Source organism: Flavobacterium urocaniciphilum (genome assembly GCF_900110615.1).
GTDB classification, from domain to species: domain Bacteria; phylum Bacteroidota; class Bacteroidia; order Flavobacteriales; family Flavobacteriaceae; genus Flavobacterium; species Flavobacterium urocaniciphilum.
Map to the genome: position 1 here is coordinate 548,514 of NZ_FOEI01000001.1, position 15,708 is coordinate 564,221.

Sequence of the window (15,708 nt, forward strand, 5' to 3'; positions counted from 1 at the left end):
ATTATCCTTTTGGCATTTCATCAAAATTTACCATCCAATTGATTCCGAATTTATCGGTAAACATTCCGAAATAAGCTCCCCAAAATGTATTTTCCATTGGCATTGTAACTGTTCCACCAACTGAAAGTCCAGCAAATAATTTATCAGCTTCAGCTCTGCTTTCAGCATTTATAGATATTGAGAAATTTGTTCCAGGAACTACTTTACCACTAAAACTAGTTGCGTCACTACCCATTAATACGGTTTCTTTACTAATTGGTAAACTAACATGCATAATTAATTCTCCTTCTTCTGCACTTGGTGGTGGACAATTTTCATCTGCAGGCATATCTTTAAATTTACCAATGTATGTAAATTCACCTCCGAAAACTGATTTATAAAAGTTAAAAGCTTCTTCTGTATTACCATTGAAGGTAAGATACGTGTTTACTGTTGCCATACTATTTAATTTTTTAGTTTAAGTTAATATAGTAAATATAAAAAAAATCCGACTTTAAAAGTAAAGCCGGATTAAAAATTATTTGTTTTTCTCTTCGTTTTTGGTATCCATCATTTCCATTAATTTCATACCTAATAAACCACTGATTCCCCCTTCAGAACCATTGTTTCCTGAGATTAACACATCAGGAATAACTTTAATTTTTCCTTTAGCAATTTCTTCTGTAATTTTATATTTAGTAAAATTATCACCACCCATTGCTGAAACTTGTAATTGATATGCTTCAGCAGTAGATTTACCAATTGCCATAATTTTTTCAGCTTCAGCTAAACCTGTTTTAGAGATTTTTTCTGCTTCAGCACTTGCATTTAATTTAGTTGCTTCAGCTTGTGCTCCAGCTCTTGCTTTTGTAGCTTCAGCTTCCGCATTTGCTCTCATTTTAGTAGCTTCTGCTTCAGCATTTACATTTAATTTTAAACTTGTTGCATCTCCTTCAGCTTTTTTAACGGTTGCATCAGCAGTACGTTGAGCAATTTCAACACTTTGAGAAGCACGTACAATTTCTTTTTGCATATCTGCAATAGCTGTTTCTTTCTCTACACCTTGACGTTGTTCTTGCGCCATTTTTTGTGTTTGATATGTTTTTTGCTCTTCTTCAGCAATTTTTCTATCCGTTAATGTTTTCATTAATGAATCTGGAGGAACGATGTCTCCAATTAATGTGTCAACGGCATTAACATTATATTCATCTAAAACCGTTTTAATATGGTTTTTAGCTGATTCTTGTCTTTCTTTACGTGTACTTAAGAATGAAATAACATCACTATCTTGAGCCGAGTTTCTAAAATAGTTACCAATAGTTGGTTCTAAAACTTGTGAAACTAAGTTGGTCATACTTCCAAAACGAGCAATTACTTTTGGTGCTTCATTGGCAGGAACGTGAATGATTTGTGCTACATCTAAATTAAATGGGAAACCATCTTTAGAACGAACTGTAATTGTTGATAAATTTTTATCTAAATCATGAGATTCACTTCTAGCATTTGCCCAATTTAATACTAAGTTTGTAGTTGGAACAGGCTCTAATTTAGTTGTATATTTATTTAAAGCATATTTACCTGGCCCAAGAGGTTCCATCCAAACTCCACGTTGACCTTTAGAAACAATGTTTCCGTGTTTAAATGTTTCTCCAGTTACATCTTGTCCGTCTTCACCAATATAAGAAATTACTACACCTACATATCCAATTGGAACATCTGTCATAGGATTTTGTTCAATTTGAATTGCCCAAGTATTAATATAATATGAACCGGCTAACATTACTTGTGGTTGTAAACCTCTATTTCCTCCATCTTCTAAGAATCTATCAAAATCTTGGAAATTATTATGACCGTCTACATATTTACCAGCAATTTGTCCTTGTGTAATGGGTTCACCGTCTAAAGCAGTAACAATTCCTACCATGTTTTCATATATTTTTACTTGATCAGTTATCATTACTTCAAATAAATACGTATTGATACGGTAAGATCCACTTGTAATAAAAGCCGTTTGACGACCTTTTTGTCCACCATTATTTAAAAAGGCAGTTGCATCTTGGAAATTATCTGATTCAACTTTTCTAGCTAAAATTCTACCAGTTGGAATTTCTTTTCCATCTTTACTTAACACTAATCCAATTTTTCCTTCTGGAATAATTGTGAAAGGTGTCATGTCTACAGAATATTGCCAAATCCACATACCCCAATATAAACCAGGTGCTAATGATTGTGCTTGAAAACCAGCTTCACCTTTAGTAGCAATAATTCTACTATCGGGTAAAGATTTGTCGGCTCCGAAAAGCACGAATTTTTTGGTTACTAAACCAATTTTATCTTCTGGAACGATAACCATTCCAAAAAATACACGTAATACAAACTTGTAAAACACTAAGGTTAATACTATTAAAAGTACCCACCAAAAATCGATAATTGATGTCATATTAAAATATTATAGTTGATTAAAAAATATTTGATTTTTATTATGAAAAGAGATTAAATGTTGTTAATCTGTAATTTTGTGGTTTCAAAATTCTAAACTAAGAATGAATTGAAAGGAAGAATTAACACCTATGTGCCATTTGAAATTCGTTTAAAATAAAAATCTATTATTATACGTAAGTGTAAAAAATAAGTTACAATTTTTTTAATAAATATTTTATAAATCAATTTAATGTTTTGAATATGAAATGATTATGGTAATAAAAAAAACTGCTGAAATATCAGCAGTTTTTTGAGTTAATGTTTTCCGTGGCCTTTTCCATGGCCTTTATGTTTATTACCATGTCCGTTTCCTTGATCATTGTCGTTGTCATTATGATGATGATGTTCATCAATAACAATAACTTTTTTAGGTTTATGTTTTTTAACTTTTACCACTTTATATCTAGTACAGTGATCATTATTAAAATAATATGGATAATTTCCATAATAGTCTAATTGAATTTGAGTTGCTCCACCTAAATTAATACTAATAAAAGGAGCAGGAATTGAAACACTTACAGACCAAGTTCCATTATTCAAATAAAAGTACACTCTTTTTTGAATATCATAATAGAAATTGTGTTGTGGAAAATAAATGTGTCGTGTTTTTGCTCTATAGCCTTTTGCAGGTGCCCATGGTGGTGGTCCTTGACTAAACATTTCTGTTGGTGAAAAAAATAATCCAACTAATGTAATAATAACTAATGCCTTAATTGATTTTTTTACGATTGCTCTCATCTCTCTTGGTTTTAAGTTAATAATTATGGTTATATCCAAATATAAACATTTTTTGTAGAATATCTTTACAAAAAATGTTCCAAAGTTGTTTTTATAACGTTGAATTTTAGTTTTTTAGTATGTAAATCAACAAAAAAACCGCCAAGTTTTGTAACAAGGCGGTTTTGTATTTATTATTAGATTGCTTCGTACCTCGCAATGACTAAATATGAATTACTTCATCATAAGCAGCAGCAACAGCTTCCATAACTGCTTCACTCATTGTTGGGTGAGGGTGAACTGCTTTTAAAATTTCATGACCAGTAGTTTCTAATTTACGAGCTACAACTGCTTCAGCAATCATATCTGTTACACCAGCACCAATCATGTGGCATCCTAACCATTCACCATATTTTGCATCGAAAATAACTTTTACGAATCCGTCAGTATTTCCACCAGCTGTAGCTTTTCCTGAAGCAGAGAATGGGAATTTACCAACTTTAATTTCGTATCCTTTTTCTTTTGCTGCTTTTTCAGTTAAACCAACAGATGCAATTTCTGGAGTTGCATATGTACAACCTGGAATGTTACCATAATCTAATGGTTCAACATGTAAACCAGCGATTTTTTCCACACATAAAATTCCTTCTGCAGAAGCAACGTGCGCTAAAGCTTGACCAGGAACAACGTCACCAATTGCATAATATCCTGGAACATTAGTTTGGTAATAATCGTTTACTAAAATTTTATCTCTATCAGTAGCAATTCCTACTTCTTCTAAACCAATATTTTCAATGTTCGATTTGATACCAACTGCAGAAAGTAAAACATCAGCTTCTAAGATTTCTTCTCCTTTTGCAGTTTTTACAGTAGCTTTTACTCCATTTCCAGAAGTATCTACTTTTTCTACAGAAGAATTAGTCATGATAGTAATTCCTGATTTTTTCAAAGAACGCTCAAATTGTTTTGATACATCTTCATCTTCAACAGGAACAATGTTTGGCATAAATTCTACGATCGTTACATCTGTACCCATTGAGTTATAGAAGTGTGCAAATTCCACTCCAATTGCTCCAGAACCAACAACGATTAATTTTTTTGGTTGCTCTGGTAAAACCATTGCTTGACGGTAACCAATTACTTTTTTACCATCTTGTGGTAAGTTTGGTAATTCACGTGAACGAGCTCCAGTTGCAATAATAATATGGTCTGCACTATATTCAGTAACTTTTCCATCTGCTGCAGTAACGTCAATTTTTTTACCTGGTTTGATTTTTCCAAAACCATCGATAACGTCAATTTTGTTTTTCTTCATTAAGAACTGAACACCTTTACTCATTCCGCTTGCAACGTTTCTTGAACGAGCAATTACAGCACCAAAATCTTTATCAACATTATCAACTTTTAATCCGTAATCAGATGCATGTTTTAAATAATCGAAAACTTGAGCAGATTTTAATAATGCTTTCGTTGGGATACATCCCCAATTTAAACAGATACCACCTAAATTTTCTTTTTCAATAACAGCTACTTTAAATCCTAATTGAGAAGCTCTAATTGCAGTTACATAACCACCAGGACCACTTCCTAAAACTATAACGTCGTATTTCATTTTATATATTTTTTTATTTTTTTGAATAAAATGCAGTCGCTTACGCTTGTGTCATTTTTTTAAATTGTATTGTTTTTTTCTGATTGCGAAATTAATAAATATTTATTTATTTTTACGATAGAACTTCAGGTTTTTCGAATTGTGCTTCGTATAATTTTTTATAGAAACCATTTTCCAATTTTAGTAGTTCGTTATGATTTCCTTGTTCTACAATTAATCCTTTATCCATTACTATAATTTTATCTGCATTTACAATGGTTGCTAATCGATGCGCGATAATAATTGAAGTTCTTCCTTCCGTTAATTTTTTAGTTGCATTTTGAATTAATTCTTCCGAATACGAATCGATAGAAGAAGTAGCTTCATCTAAAATTAATATACTTGGATTACTAATAAATGCTCTTAAAAAGGCTATAAGCTGACGTTGACCTGATGATAACATAACGCCACGTTCTTTAACATCATAATCGTAACCATTGGGAAGAGACATTAAAAAGTCGTGAATACCAATCTTTTTGGCAGCTTCATAAACTTCTTCTTTTTTAATGTTTTCATCAAAAAGAGTAATGTTATTGTAGATTGAATCGGCAAACAAGAAAACATCTTGTAAAACCATAGCTATTTCTTTTCGAAGTGTTTCTAAAGAATAATCATTGATATTGATATCGTCAATTAAAATTCTTCCAGAGTCAATTTCATAAAAACGATTTAATAAATTAATTATCGTCGATTTTCCAGCACCAGTTGCACCAACAATAGCAATAGTTTCACCTTGTTTGACTTCTAAATTCAGTCCTTTTAAAATTTCTTCACCTTTAATATAACTGAATTTTACATTTTCAATTTTAATATTACCCTGTAATTTTTCAGAATGAATGGTGCCATTATCTTGAACTTCTTCATGGGTTTCTAAAATTTCAAAAACTCTATCAGCAGCCACAATACCCATTTGCATGACATTAAATTTATCAGCAATTTGACGTAATGGATTGTATAACATTGAAATGTACATATTGAAGGAAATCAATTGACCAACACTTGTTTGAGTATCACCATTAATAATAAATAAGGCTCCGAAATAAACTACTAAACCTAAGGTAATACTGGAAATAATATCGGCAATAGGGAAGAAGATACTGTTATATAAAATGTTTTTTAACCAAGCTTTATTGTGCTTTTCATTGATTTCTTTGAATTTTTCTAATTCAATTTTTTCACGATTAAACAATTGAACAATCTTCATTCCTGTTAATCGTTCTTGTATAAACGTGTTTAAATTGGCAACTTCATTTCGTACTTCATTAAAAGCTACTTTCATTTTTTTATTGAAAATATTTGTAGCAATTAATATTAAAGGTAAAATCAATAAAACAATGCAAGTAATTTTCCAATTGATGATTAACATAAAAGCCAAAACAATAATCATTTTTAGAAAATCACTGACAATCATAAATAAACCTTGACTGAAAATACTGGCAATGTTTTCCATATCGGAAACACAACGAGTGATTAGTTTTCCTACAGGTTCATTATCGAAATATCGCATTTTAAAACTCGCTAAATGAGAGAATAGTTTTTCACGAATTACTTTTACAATATCTTGCCCTAACCAACTTGAAACATATACGAAGAAATATTGTGCAACTACCTCTAAAATAAGGATAATAAGCATTAAAGCAACCAATATTTTTATGTTGTAAGCGTTGTTGCCATCTTCTAATATGAAACTCATTAAGTTTAGAAAATAGTCCTGAATTACATTGGTTTCTTTACCAGAGTTTACGAAGTATTTGTCGATTGTGATGTTTAAAACCAACGGGCGAAGTGCTGCAACAATAGCTAAAAAAATAGCCCAAAATGCAACGCTAAAAAGCTTGCTTTTAAATGGCTTCGCGTATTGTAAGACTTTTTTAAAAGAGGATGATTTTAAAACACTCATTTGGCTTATAAAATTTTAAAGGCTAAATATACGGATATTTTACTTTTGTAAGATACAATCCGTGTGCGGGAACAGAAAATCCGGCTTTACTTCTGTTTTTGCTTTCGATGATGTTTCTAAAATCTTCTAATGAAGTTTTGTGAATACCAACATTAACAAGCGTTCCAACAATTGCTCGAACCATATTTCTTAAAAATCTATCGGCAGAAATTGTGAAAATAATTTGATTTTCATTTTGTTGCCAATACGCTTCAGTAATTTTACAATTAAATGTTCTTACATCGGTGTGAACTTTTGAAAAACATTCAAAATCGATATATTCAAAAAGTATTTTGCAAGCTTCATTCATTAAATCTAAATCCAATTTATGATTCACTTTCCAACTACCATTTATATTAAAAACATCTTTAAATGTGGTTATGTGATATTCATAAGTTCTGCTCGTTGCATCAAAGCGTGCATGTGCATCAGCATGAACTGGAATGATTCTGAAAATGGCAATATCTTTTGGTAAAAAGGAGTTTAATTTCTGAATTGTAGCTTGTACATCAAATTCGACTTCAGTATCAAAATGAGCGTACATTTGTTTGGCATGAACGCCAGAATCTGTTCTTCCTGCGCCCACAATTTCAATTGAATCACGAAGTAAAAGAGATAAGGATTTATCTAAAGTTTCCTGAATTGAAATGGCATTCGGTTGTACTTGAAACCCAAAATAATCTTTTCCGTTATATGCAAATTCAATGAAGTATCTCAATTGTTATATTAAGTTTCTATGTTTAAGAGTTGCAAAGTTACTAAGAATTTGAATTATTTTATTTAATGTTTTCTTAAAAATAAATAATAAACTATATTTTTTTGCCAACTTTGTAACTTAGTTACTCAGTCACTTTGAAACTTTATTAAATGAAAAAAATATTACTCCTTTCCGATACTCATAGTCATATTGATGAGTCGATTTTAAAATATGTTAGATTGGCTGATGAAGTTTGGCATGCTGGAGATATTGGCGATTTGAAAGTGACGGATACAATTAAAAAGTTAAAGCCATTACGAGCTGTTTTTGGTAATATTGATAATCATGAAGCGCGAATGGAATTTCCATTAAACAATCGATTTTTTTGTGAAGATGTAGAAGTTTTGATTACGCATATTGGAGGTTATCCTGGAAAATATAGTCCAGCAATTAGAGAAGAAATTACTAAAAATCCACCTAAGTTATTTATTTGCGGACATTCACATATTTTAAAAGTGATGTATGATAATAAATTGAATTGTTTGCATATGAATCCGGGTGCGGCAGGAATTTCTGGATTTCATCAAAAACGAACAATGTTACGTTTTGAAATTGACGGTGATAAAATTCAGAGCTTAGAAATTATAGAAATAGGAGATAAATAAGAGAAAAAGTTAAAAGGCAAAAGTTAAAAGTAAAAAGTAAAAAGATAAAAGGAATTAGTTTAGAATGTTTCTTGTTTGAGTCTCTTAAAACAAAAAAAAATCCGTAAAGTTTTCACTAAACGGATTTTCATAACGCACTAATAAGCTAAGATGATAGGTTTATCGTATTCTATCCACAGATTTTACGAGATCTTCGTCCCTTTTGATTGCTCTATTGGCAAGAGCAAGAAAAACGATAGAAAAAATTGGTAGAAGCATCCCAATACCCTTCTCTGAAACTTGCGCCTCTCCGGATAACGTTAGCGAATGATATACAAATAATCCTATTAAAATAAAGTTTAATATCATGTTCAATCTGTTAATCACAAATTGATTTTGTCTGTTTTTGTAACTAAAAATACTAACTGCAGCTAATAAAGCACTTGAAGCAAACAATATTACATATGCAATATAATCTGTAAACATTACTTCAATTTTAGCTTTGTTTGTCCACAAGTTTAAAAACAAAGGTAAAGCACCTGCTGTAATGACGCAGATGAATAAATATACCGATTGAATTCTTTGTAACATCTTTAGTTTTTATAGTGACAAAAATATGTTTTCTTTTTAAAAAAAACTATTGTTTTATAATAAAAAATTTGTAATATTGCATAGAATAATCGTAAGTACTTCATTATACGATACTTTGGAATATCAAAAAAATCTCATCACAGTTTTTTTATTTTATTAAGATTAAAAAATCCATAAACATTTATGTTTGATACATCTACATTAAAGGAGATGAAACTCTCTGATTTGCAAGAAATTGCTAAAGTGGCTAAGATTCAAAAATTCAAAACACTAAAAAAAGACGATTTAATTGCTCAAATTTTAGAATTGCAGAATGAATCATCTGAAGAAAAGCCTAAAGCAGCTAAAGCTTCTAAAAAAGCAGCAGAAAAACCAGTTGTTGAAGAGCAGGTTTCTGAAGTTGTTGTAAAAGAGGGAAAATCTCAACGTGCTCGAATTAAAAAAGGGAGTACGCCTGAAAAAGTAGCAGCTCAAGAAACATTAAGTTTTGATGATGTTGTTCAAGTTGCTCAAGAAGTTGAAATTGAAAAAACAGAAACGCCTATCTCTGAAAGTGTAGAGGAAATAAAATCTGAAACTTCTGATCAAGATAAATCCAACCAAAATTTCAAAAAGAATACGAACAATCCAAAATTTAATAAGAACCAAAATAAAAATTTCCGTGAATCGGATTTTGAATTTGATGGAATTATTGAAAGTGAAGGTGTATTAGAAATGATGCCTGACGGATATGGATTCTTACGTTCTTCAGATTATAATTATTTAGCGTCTCCAGATGATATTTATTTATCACAATCGCAAATTCGTTTATTCGGATTGAAAACTGGAGATACTGTAAAAGGTGTGGTTCGCCCGCCAAAAGAAGGAGAAAAGTTTTTCCCATTAGTTAAAGTGTTGAAAATTAACGGACATGATCCGCAAGTTATTCGTGATAGAATTGCTTTTGAACATTTAACGCCACTTTTCCCAGAAGAAAAATTTAACCTTGCGGATAAAAATTCTTCTATTTCTACAAGAATTATCGATTTGTTTTCACCAATTGGAAAAGGGCAACGTGCTATGATTGTAGCACAACCTAAAACGGGTAAAACAATGTTATTAAAAGATATTGCTAATTCAATCGCGGCAAATCATCCTGAAGCTTACTTAATCGTATTATTAATTGATGAAAGACCTGAAGAGGTAACCGATATGCAACGTAGTGTGCGTGGAGAAGTTATTGCTTCAACGTTTGATGAACCAGCAGATAGACACGTAAAAGTGGCGAATATTGTGTTGGAAAAAGCAAAACGTTTAGTAGAATGTGGTCATGATGTAGTTATTTTATTAGATTCGATTACACGTTTAGCAAGAGCTTATAATACAGTTCAACCAGCATCAGGTAAGGTGTTGAGTGGAGGAGTAGATGCCAATGCGTTACAAAAACCAAAACGTTTCTTTGGAGCGGCTCGTAACATTGAAAATGGTGGTTCATTAAGTATTATCGCAACAGCGTTAACTGAAACAGGTTCTAAAATGGACGAAGTTATCTTTGAAGAATTTAAAGGAACAGGTAACATGGAATTACAATTGGATAGAAAAATTGCGAACAAACGTATTTTCCCAGCTATCGATTTGGTTTCTTCAAGTACGCGTCGTGATGATTTATTATTAGACGAAAAAACCATTCAACATATGTGGATTATGCGTAAATATTTAGCGGATATGAACCCAGTTGAAGCGATGGAGTTTTTAGAATCTCGTATTAAGCGAACTAGAAACAACGAAGAGTTTTTAATTTCTATGAATGATTAAGTGGATATATAATAATAAAAGAAAAGCGACAGATTTGTCGCTTTTTTTGTTTTTAAGTAGTTAAGGATTTTCTTTTAGTAGATAATAAATCTAAATCGGAAAGTTCTATATCTATATCGGAATGTTCTAAAATTATATTGGAATGTTCTATATCTAAATCGGAATGTTCTAAATTTAAATTGGAATGTTCTAAATCTAAATCGGAATGTTCTAAATCTAAATCGGAATGTTCTAAATTTAAATCGGAATGTTCTATAACTAAATCGGAATGTTCTAAATTTAAATTGGAATGTTCTAAATCTAAAAGTAGTTGAGTCATTTATGTTTTCTAATTCGGATTACACACAAGGCTTCAGCAGTACTTAAGAAGTAAATTAACACTATATTGAACTTATTCTAACTTAGTTGTATTCAATATTTTTACAATTTTATTGTATTCAACTTCATTATGATATCTATAAATTAGTATAAAATTAAAACAGCCATAGTTTTTTAAAGCAGCAATTATATATTCAATTTTTCCATCGCTTCTTCGGTTACATGTTTTTATGCTTGGTATTTTTACAGTATTAAAATTTAAAGAAGTATTTACTTTTATACCTTTTTTATTGTAATTATCTACTTCTTTGTCATTTGTAATTAACATTTCAAATTGCTTACATATATCTTCAATATCTTTATTTTCATCTTCATATTTTGAGTGAATAATTGCAAATTGTATTTCACTTGGATAATTTACTTCTATGGGTTTCGAATCATATATTGTAAATATTTCACTCATATCTAAAGAACCTCTTCTTAAATTAAAATTTGATTTTATTTTAATGGTATCATATTTAAAGATGTTTTGAGGAACTTTATTTTCCATAGAAATAAATTGTTTATTTTTTAGTTTTTTTACTTCTATAAACCAATCTTTTGGTAATTGTAATTTAAGACCTAATTCTTTATTTATATATTCCCAATTTTCATTGATTTTCCCTTTACTAATTACTTTTTCATCGCAAGATTTTTTGCAACCGATAACAATAATAATTACTATTAATAATGATAAAGTTTTCTTCATTTTTCTGATTTTTATCAAATTTACTCAATCCAAATTGTGCCCATAAAATAAGTTCTAGCTTGTCCGCTAATAATTACACGTTCGTTTTTATTAGTACAATTTAAATGTCCTACTCTTTCTGAAATTTGCATTGCAGTTAATTCATTTTTTTTCAAACGATTTGCCCAAAAGGGTATAAGTGAACAATGTGCAGAGCCTGTTACTGGATCTTCTAAGATAGTTGATTGTGGAGTGAAAAATCGTGAAACAAAATCGCAATTTTCACCTTTTGCAGTTACAATTACACCTCCTGGATCTAAATTTATTTGATCGAAAAAATGACGGTTAATTTGAATATTTTTAATTTCTTCTTCTGAATTATAAACTAAAACATAATCTCTCGATTTATAAATTTCGTTAGGTTGAATATTTAAAGATTTAGAAATTTCAATAGGTAAACTTGCTTCTATAGGCATTCTTGAAGGAAAATCTAATAAATAGAAGTCATTTTCTGCAATAACAGTTAAATTGCCACTTAACGTTTCAAAAATAATTGTATTGTTTTCATACCCTAAAATAGTTTTCAAACAATGAGCAGTTGCCAACGTAGCATGTCCACATAAATCCATTTCAATTTCTGGAGTAAACCAACGTAAATGAAATTTATCTTCTTTTTTTACAAAGAATGCTGTTTCAGCAACTGCATTTTCTTTTGTAATTTTCAAAAGTAATTCATCGGGTAACCAACTATCTAAAGGAACAACACAGGCCGGATTTCCGCTGAATATTTTATTTGTGAAAGCGTCTAATTGATAGAGTTCTAATTTCATTAGAATAAGAATTAAAGGAATATAAAAATAGCGCATATTCTTTAATAATATGCGCTATAATATGTTTATTTAATATTTATTATAATTCCTCAGCAAACGTATCATGTCGTTTAAAATCTCCGGTTTGGAAACCTCTAGTAAACCATTTTTTGCGTTGTTCTGAAGTTCCGTGAGTAAATTTTTCCGGTTGTACATAGCCTTGCATTTTACTTTGAATAGCATCATCTCCAACAGCATGAGCCGCATCGATTGCTTCTTCTAAATCTCCCACTTCAATACGATCTTGGTTGTATTTTGCCCATAATCCAGCATAGAAATCGGCTTGTAATTCTTGGCAAACAGAAAGTTTATTTCCGTCTTCTTCACTTAATTGTTGTTGTCTTTGACGAACTTTTGCAGAAGTTCCTAAAACGGTTTGTACATGGTGACCTACTTCGTGAGCAATTACATATGCAATGGCAAAATCGCCACCTTTTGCACCAAAACGAGATTTTAATTCTTCAAAAAAGTCTAAATCCATATACACTTTTTTGTCACCAGGACAATAAAATGGTCCAGAAGCAGAAGTAGCGCTACCGCAAGCTGTTTCAACAGATCCAGTAAATAATACCATTTCAGGTTTTGGATAATTCCCTAAACCTTCTTCTTGAAAAATTTTGGTCCAAGTATCTTCTGTCATTGCAAAAACGGCATTGGCAAAATCTCCAATTTCTTTCTGTTCTGGTGTTAATTCTGTAGCACCTTGAACTTGTGTTTCTTGTTGTGCTGGCTGCATTTGTTTGATAACATTACCAATTTGTTGACCTTGTTCGCCACCAAATGTCATTAACAAAAATGCAATAATTCCAATCAGACCACCGCCTCCTAAAACTGCTTTACCAGTTCCACTCATACCGCGTCTATCATCAACATTATCACTTCTTCTGTAATCTTTCCATTTCATAATATATACTTTTATGGTTTATTAAAAGAAATATGTTATCGCTATAGTATTTATAAATCAGAAATTTAAATTTCAAATGGCGATTTCATAAAGTATGTTTTTATTCTAATCCAATTTCATCTAACGGATTTTTATTTTCAATTGGAATAATATTATCATATAAAGTATAAAGCATACTATAAAAATATCCAATTGTAAAAATAATTCCAATACAAATAGCTACAATTCCTAATACAGCAATTAAAAAAGCAAATAGCATAGATAAAATAATTGCAACAGGATTTCTAATGGCAATTTTAGCACTATAATTAATTGCTTCAGAAGCATTTTGATTTTCAAAAATGATTAATGGCACTCCAAAAATCAATAAGAATCCAATGATTAATTGAAAAATAGCTGCCATTGTAATCATATCTAAGTATGTTAAGCCTAACGAAATTACATTTGTAATAAGTGCAACTAATACACCATAAACAATTAATTCTTTAGTGTAACTTGATGAATAATAATCAAATAAAGTACCTACACTAAAATCTTGATTAGTTTTTGCTAAATGGTTGATTTTATAAAAACCTGCTGTAATTGGTGCCATTAATCCAGCCATAACAATTCCTAAACCAGCATTTACTAATAAATAAGTTGTATCATGTTGTAAATAAGGACTGTCTTGCACAAATTGCTCTAAAGAAGTAATTCCTAAAGTAAAGCTGAAAACTAGCATAGAAAGAATACCACCAACAACGGCTAATAATATCATTCCAACACCCATTATCCATACTGTTTTTTTAAAAGTTGCTAAACTTTCGTCTATAATTCTTCCAATATCAGGTGAAATGTTTTGATTAAATTTTTGAAAAAAATTTGGACTCATAATAGTTATTTAGTTTTTAGTTATATTCAAATTTAGACTATTTATGTTAAATTCCAAATCTAAAACCTAAATAAACATCTGCTTGTTTTGAATTGTTTAATGCTGCAGAAATAATTGAACCCGATCCTAAATAAAATCCAAATGCTCTAAATCCGAAACCACTTGTAAATCCAGAAATTTCATTTGAAGCTAAAGGAGCAAATAATTCAAAAGATTTGAAAGCAATTCTAGGAATTAATGAATAGGTATTTTGAGTTGTAGCTAAATCATTTTCAGAATCATCAACTACTTTTTGAAGTATACTTGCTGTAACATAAAATTTGTTTTTAACTTTTATATCTGCATAGGCATTAATTGTTGTAGGCAATTTTACTTTAAAAGATTGATTTGTTTTTGTTTTTTGAAAAAAAGCCGCATTTGCAGGATCATCAATAATTTGTTCTATTTCTGTTAGACTGTTAACATTTTGAAACTGATTTAAATCCAAACTTTCTAAGCCACTTACATCTAAATTATAATCAATAGAAGTATTGTTTTCTTCTTTAAAAGTCATAGAACCAATATTTTTAATTGCTAAACCAGCAGTAATAATATATTTGTTTGAATCTGCTTCTTTGTAAGTATACGTTCCTCCAATATCTGCAGCAACACCGTTAATTCCTTGTTTAAAGAAATTTGAATAGTTAGATGTATTATTAAAATCGTTGCCTAAAAAGCCTGAATATGCTAAATTAACTTGTGCTGTTGCATTTACTAATTCAATATCACCTAATGTGTTGTTTATTGTTCCTTGTAAATTACTGGCAGAAAAATTGGCATAAGCACTTGGGAATAAAAGTTTTAAAGTTGCACCTGCATTAACTTGATGACGAGATATTTCAATTAATTTTCTAGATAATGATAAATCTATTTCTCCCCAAGTTGTAGCATTTATTCTTTGATTTTCTGTAGATGAAATTGTATTTTGAGAAATAATTCCACTTAAATTTCCATTTTGAATGGCGTTTCCTAAAGCTACATCAACATTGATAATATTAGCTTTTATATTGGCAACGGTGCTTATTGCATAGGTCCAATTTCCATTTTTATAAGCCAAACCCGGACCATAAATTAAGGCATCAATTCTTACATTAGAAGATTCAGTACCGCTAAAAAATTTGTCTTCTAAATTATCTCCACTTACTAAGTCGCTAAATGTTAATTTATTATTTGAATAATTAATACTTGTATTGAATAAATTAACATCAAACTTCATGTTCATGTTTGAAAGTTCAGCCGGATTCATACTTCCGTTTAACAATCCACCTCGATTAGAAGTTGTAATTCCAGAAAAGTGTTCTTGAGAAAATCCGAATAAAGAAATAGTTAAAGTTGTCAGTGTTAAATAGATTCGATTTTTCATAGTTTATGGATTAGAAGTTAATAAACTAACGTAGTAAATTTAAAAATTATTGTCATAAAGTTAGTAAAAAAGTCTTTCAAATTATTGTAGAAATAAATAATAGAATTATCTTTGAACAGAATTC

The 15,708-nt window shown here is 30.2% G+C and carries 15 protein-coding genes; 2 read left to right on the forward strand and 13 right to left on the reverse strand.

Features of this window, described 5'->3' with window-relative positions; genetic code table 11:
• Position 1 precedes the first annotated feature (1 nt).
• From BMY86_RS02525 to truA, 6 genes are all read right to left on the reverse strand, one after another.
• Complete coding sequence (locus tag BMY86_RS02525; RefSeq protein WP_091464730.1) at positions 2-439, reverse strand: VOC family protein; 438 nt, start codon at positions 437-439, stop codon at positions 2-4.
• 78 nt (positions 440-517) lie between these two features.
• A complete protein-coding gene (locus BMY86_RS02530) occupies positions 518-2,419 on the reverse strand; it encodes an SPFH domain-containing protein (protein WP_091464732.1) in 1,902 nt (633 codons plus the stop codon).
• 296 nt (positions 2,420-2,715) lie between these two features.
• Positions 2,716-3,198, reverse strand: coding sequence for a hypothetical protein (locus BMY86_RS02535; protein ID WP_091464734.1), 483 nt, complete (start codon positions 3,196-3,198; stop codon positions 2,716-2,718).
• Positions 3,199-3,400: 202 nt separating this feature from the next.
• The gene (gene lpdA, locus BMY86_RS02540) at positions 3,401-4,789 is read right to left on the reverse strand and encodes a dihydrolipoyl dehydrogenase (protein ID WP_091464736.1); all 1,389 of its coding nucleotides are present in this window, start codon (positions 4,787-4,789) and stop codon (positions 3,401-3,403) included.
• A gap of 112 nt (positions 4,790-4,901) precedes the next feature.
• Positions 4,902-6,728, reverse strand: coding sequence for an ABC transporter ATP-binding protein (locus BMY86_RS02545; protein ID WP_091464739.1), 1,827 nt, complete (start codon positions 6,726-6,728; stop codon positions 4,902-4,904).
• A 22-nt stretch (positions 6,729-6,750) separates the two neighbouring features.
• A complete protein-coding gene (truA, locus tag BMY86_RS02550; RefSeq protein ID WP_091464741.1) occupies positions 6,751-7,485 on the reverse strand; it encodes a tRNA pseudouridine(38-40) synthase TruA in 735 nt (244 codons plus the stop codon).
• A gap of 149 nt (positions 7,486-7,634) precedes the next feature.
• Between truA and BMY86_RS02555 the strand changes: the two genes are divergently transcribed.
• Positions 7,635-8,129, forward strand: a complete 495-nt coding sequence (locus BMY86_RS02555) for a metallophosphoesterase family protein (protein ID WP_091464744.1) — start codon at positions 7,635-7,637, stop codon at positions 8,127-8,129.
• Between the two features lie 159 nt (positions 8,130-8,288).
• Here the strand turns inward: BMY86_RS02555 and BMY86_RS02560 are convergent, their stop codons facing one another.
• On the reverse strand, positions 8,289-8,699 hold the full coding sequence (locus tag BMY86_RS02560) for a DUF4293 domain-containing protein (protein ID WP_091464746.1): 411 nt from the start codon (positions 8,697-8,699) through the stop codon (positions 8,289-8,291).
• Between the two features lie 183 nt (positions 8,700-8,882).
• Here BMY86_RS02560 and rho point away from each other — a divergent pair, with 183 nt between their 5' ends.
• On the forward strand, positions 8,883-10,493 hold the full coding sequence (rho, locus tag BMY86_RS02565; protein WP_091464749.1) for a transcription termination factor Rho: 1,611 nt from the start codon (positions 8,883-8,885) through the stop codon (positions 10,491-10,493).
• Between the two features lie 52 nt (positions 10,494-10,545).
• On the opposite strand, the gene BMY86_RS02570 is transcribed toward rho, so the two are convergent.
• From BMY86_RS02570 to BMY86_RS02595, 6 genes are all read right to left on the reverse strand, one after another.
• Positions 10,546-10,812 carry a hypothetical protein gene (locus BMY86_RS02570; protein ID WP_091464752.1) on the reverse strand — a complete coding sequence of 89 codons (267 nt, stop codon included), beginning with the start codon at positions 10,810-10,812 and terminating at the stop codon, positions 10,546-10,548.
• A 72-nt stretch (positions 10,813-10,884) separates the two neighbouring features.
• The gene (locus tag BMY86_RS02575; protein ID WP_091464755.1) at positions 10,885-11,559 is read right to left on the reverse strand and encodes a hypothetical protein; all 675 of its coding nucleotides are present in this window, start codon (positions 11,557-11,559) and stop codon (positions 10,885-10,887) included.
• Positions 11,560-11,579: 20 nt separating this feature from the next.
• Positions 11,580-12,368 carry a PhzF family phenazine biosynthesis protein gene (locus tag BMY86_RS02580; RefSeq protein WP_091464757.1) on the reverse strand — a complete coding sequence of 263 codons (789 nt, stop codon included), beginning with the start codon at positions 12,366-12,368 and terminating at the stop codon, positions 11,580-11,582.
• 79 nt (positions 12,369-12,447) lie between these two features.
• Entirely contained in the window at positions 12,448-13,311 is an 864-nt protein-coding gene (ypfJ, locus tag BMY86_RS02585) for a KPN_02809 family neutral zinc metallopeptidase (protein WP_091464759.1), read from the reverse strand.
• Positions 13,312-13,411: 100 nt separating this feature from the next.
• A complete protein-coding gene (locus tag BMY86_RS02590; RefSeq protein WP_091464761.1) occupies positions 13,412-14,182 on the reverse strand; it encodes a hypothetical protein in 771 nt (256 codons plus the stop codon).
• Positions 14,183-14,228: 46 nt separating this feature from the next.
• The gene (locus BMY86_RS02595) at positions 14,229-15,584 is read right to left on the reverse strand and encodes a hypothetical protein (protein WP_091464764.1); all 1,356 of its coding nucleotides are present in this window, start codon (positions 15,582-15,584) and stop codon (positions 14,229-14,231) included.
• Positions 15,585-15,708 lie beyond the last annotated feature (124 nt).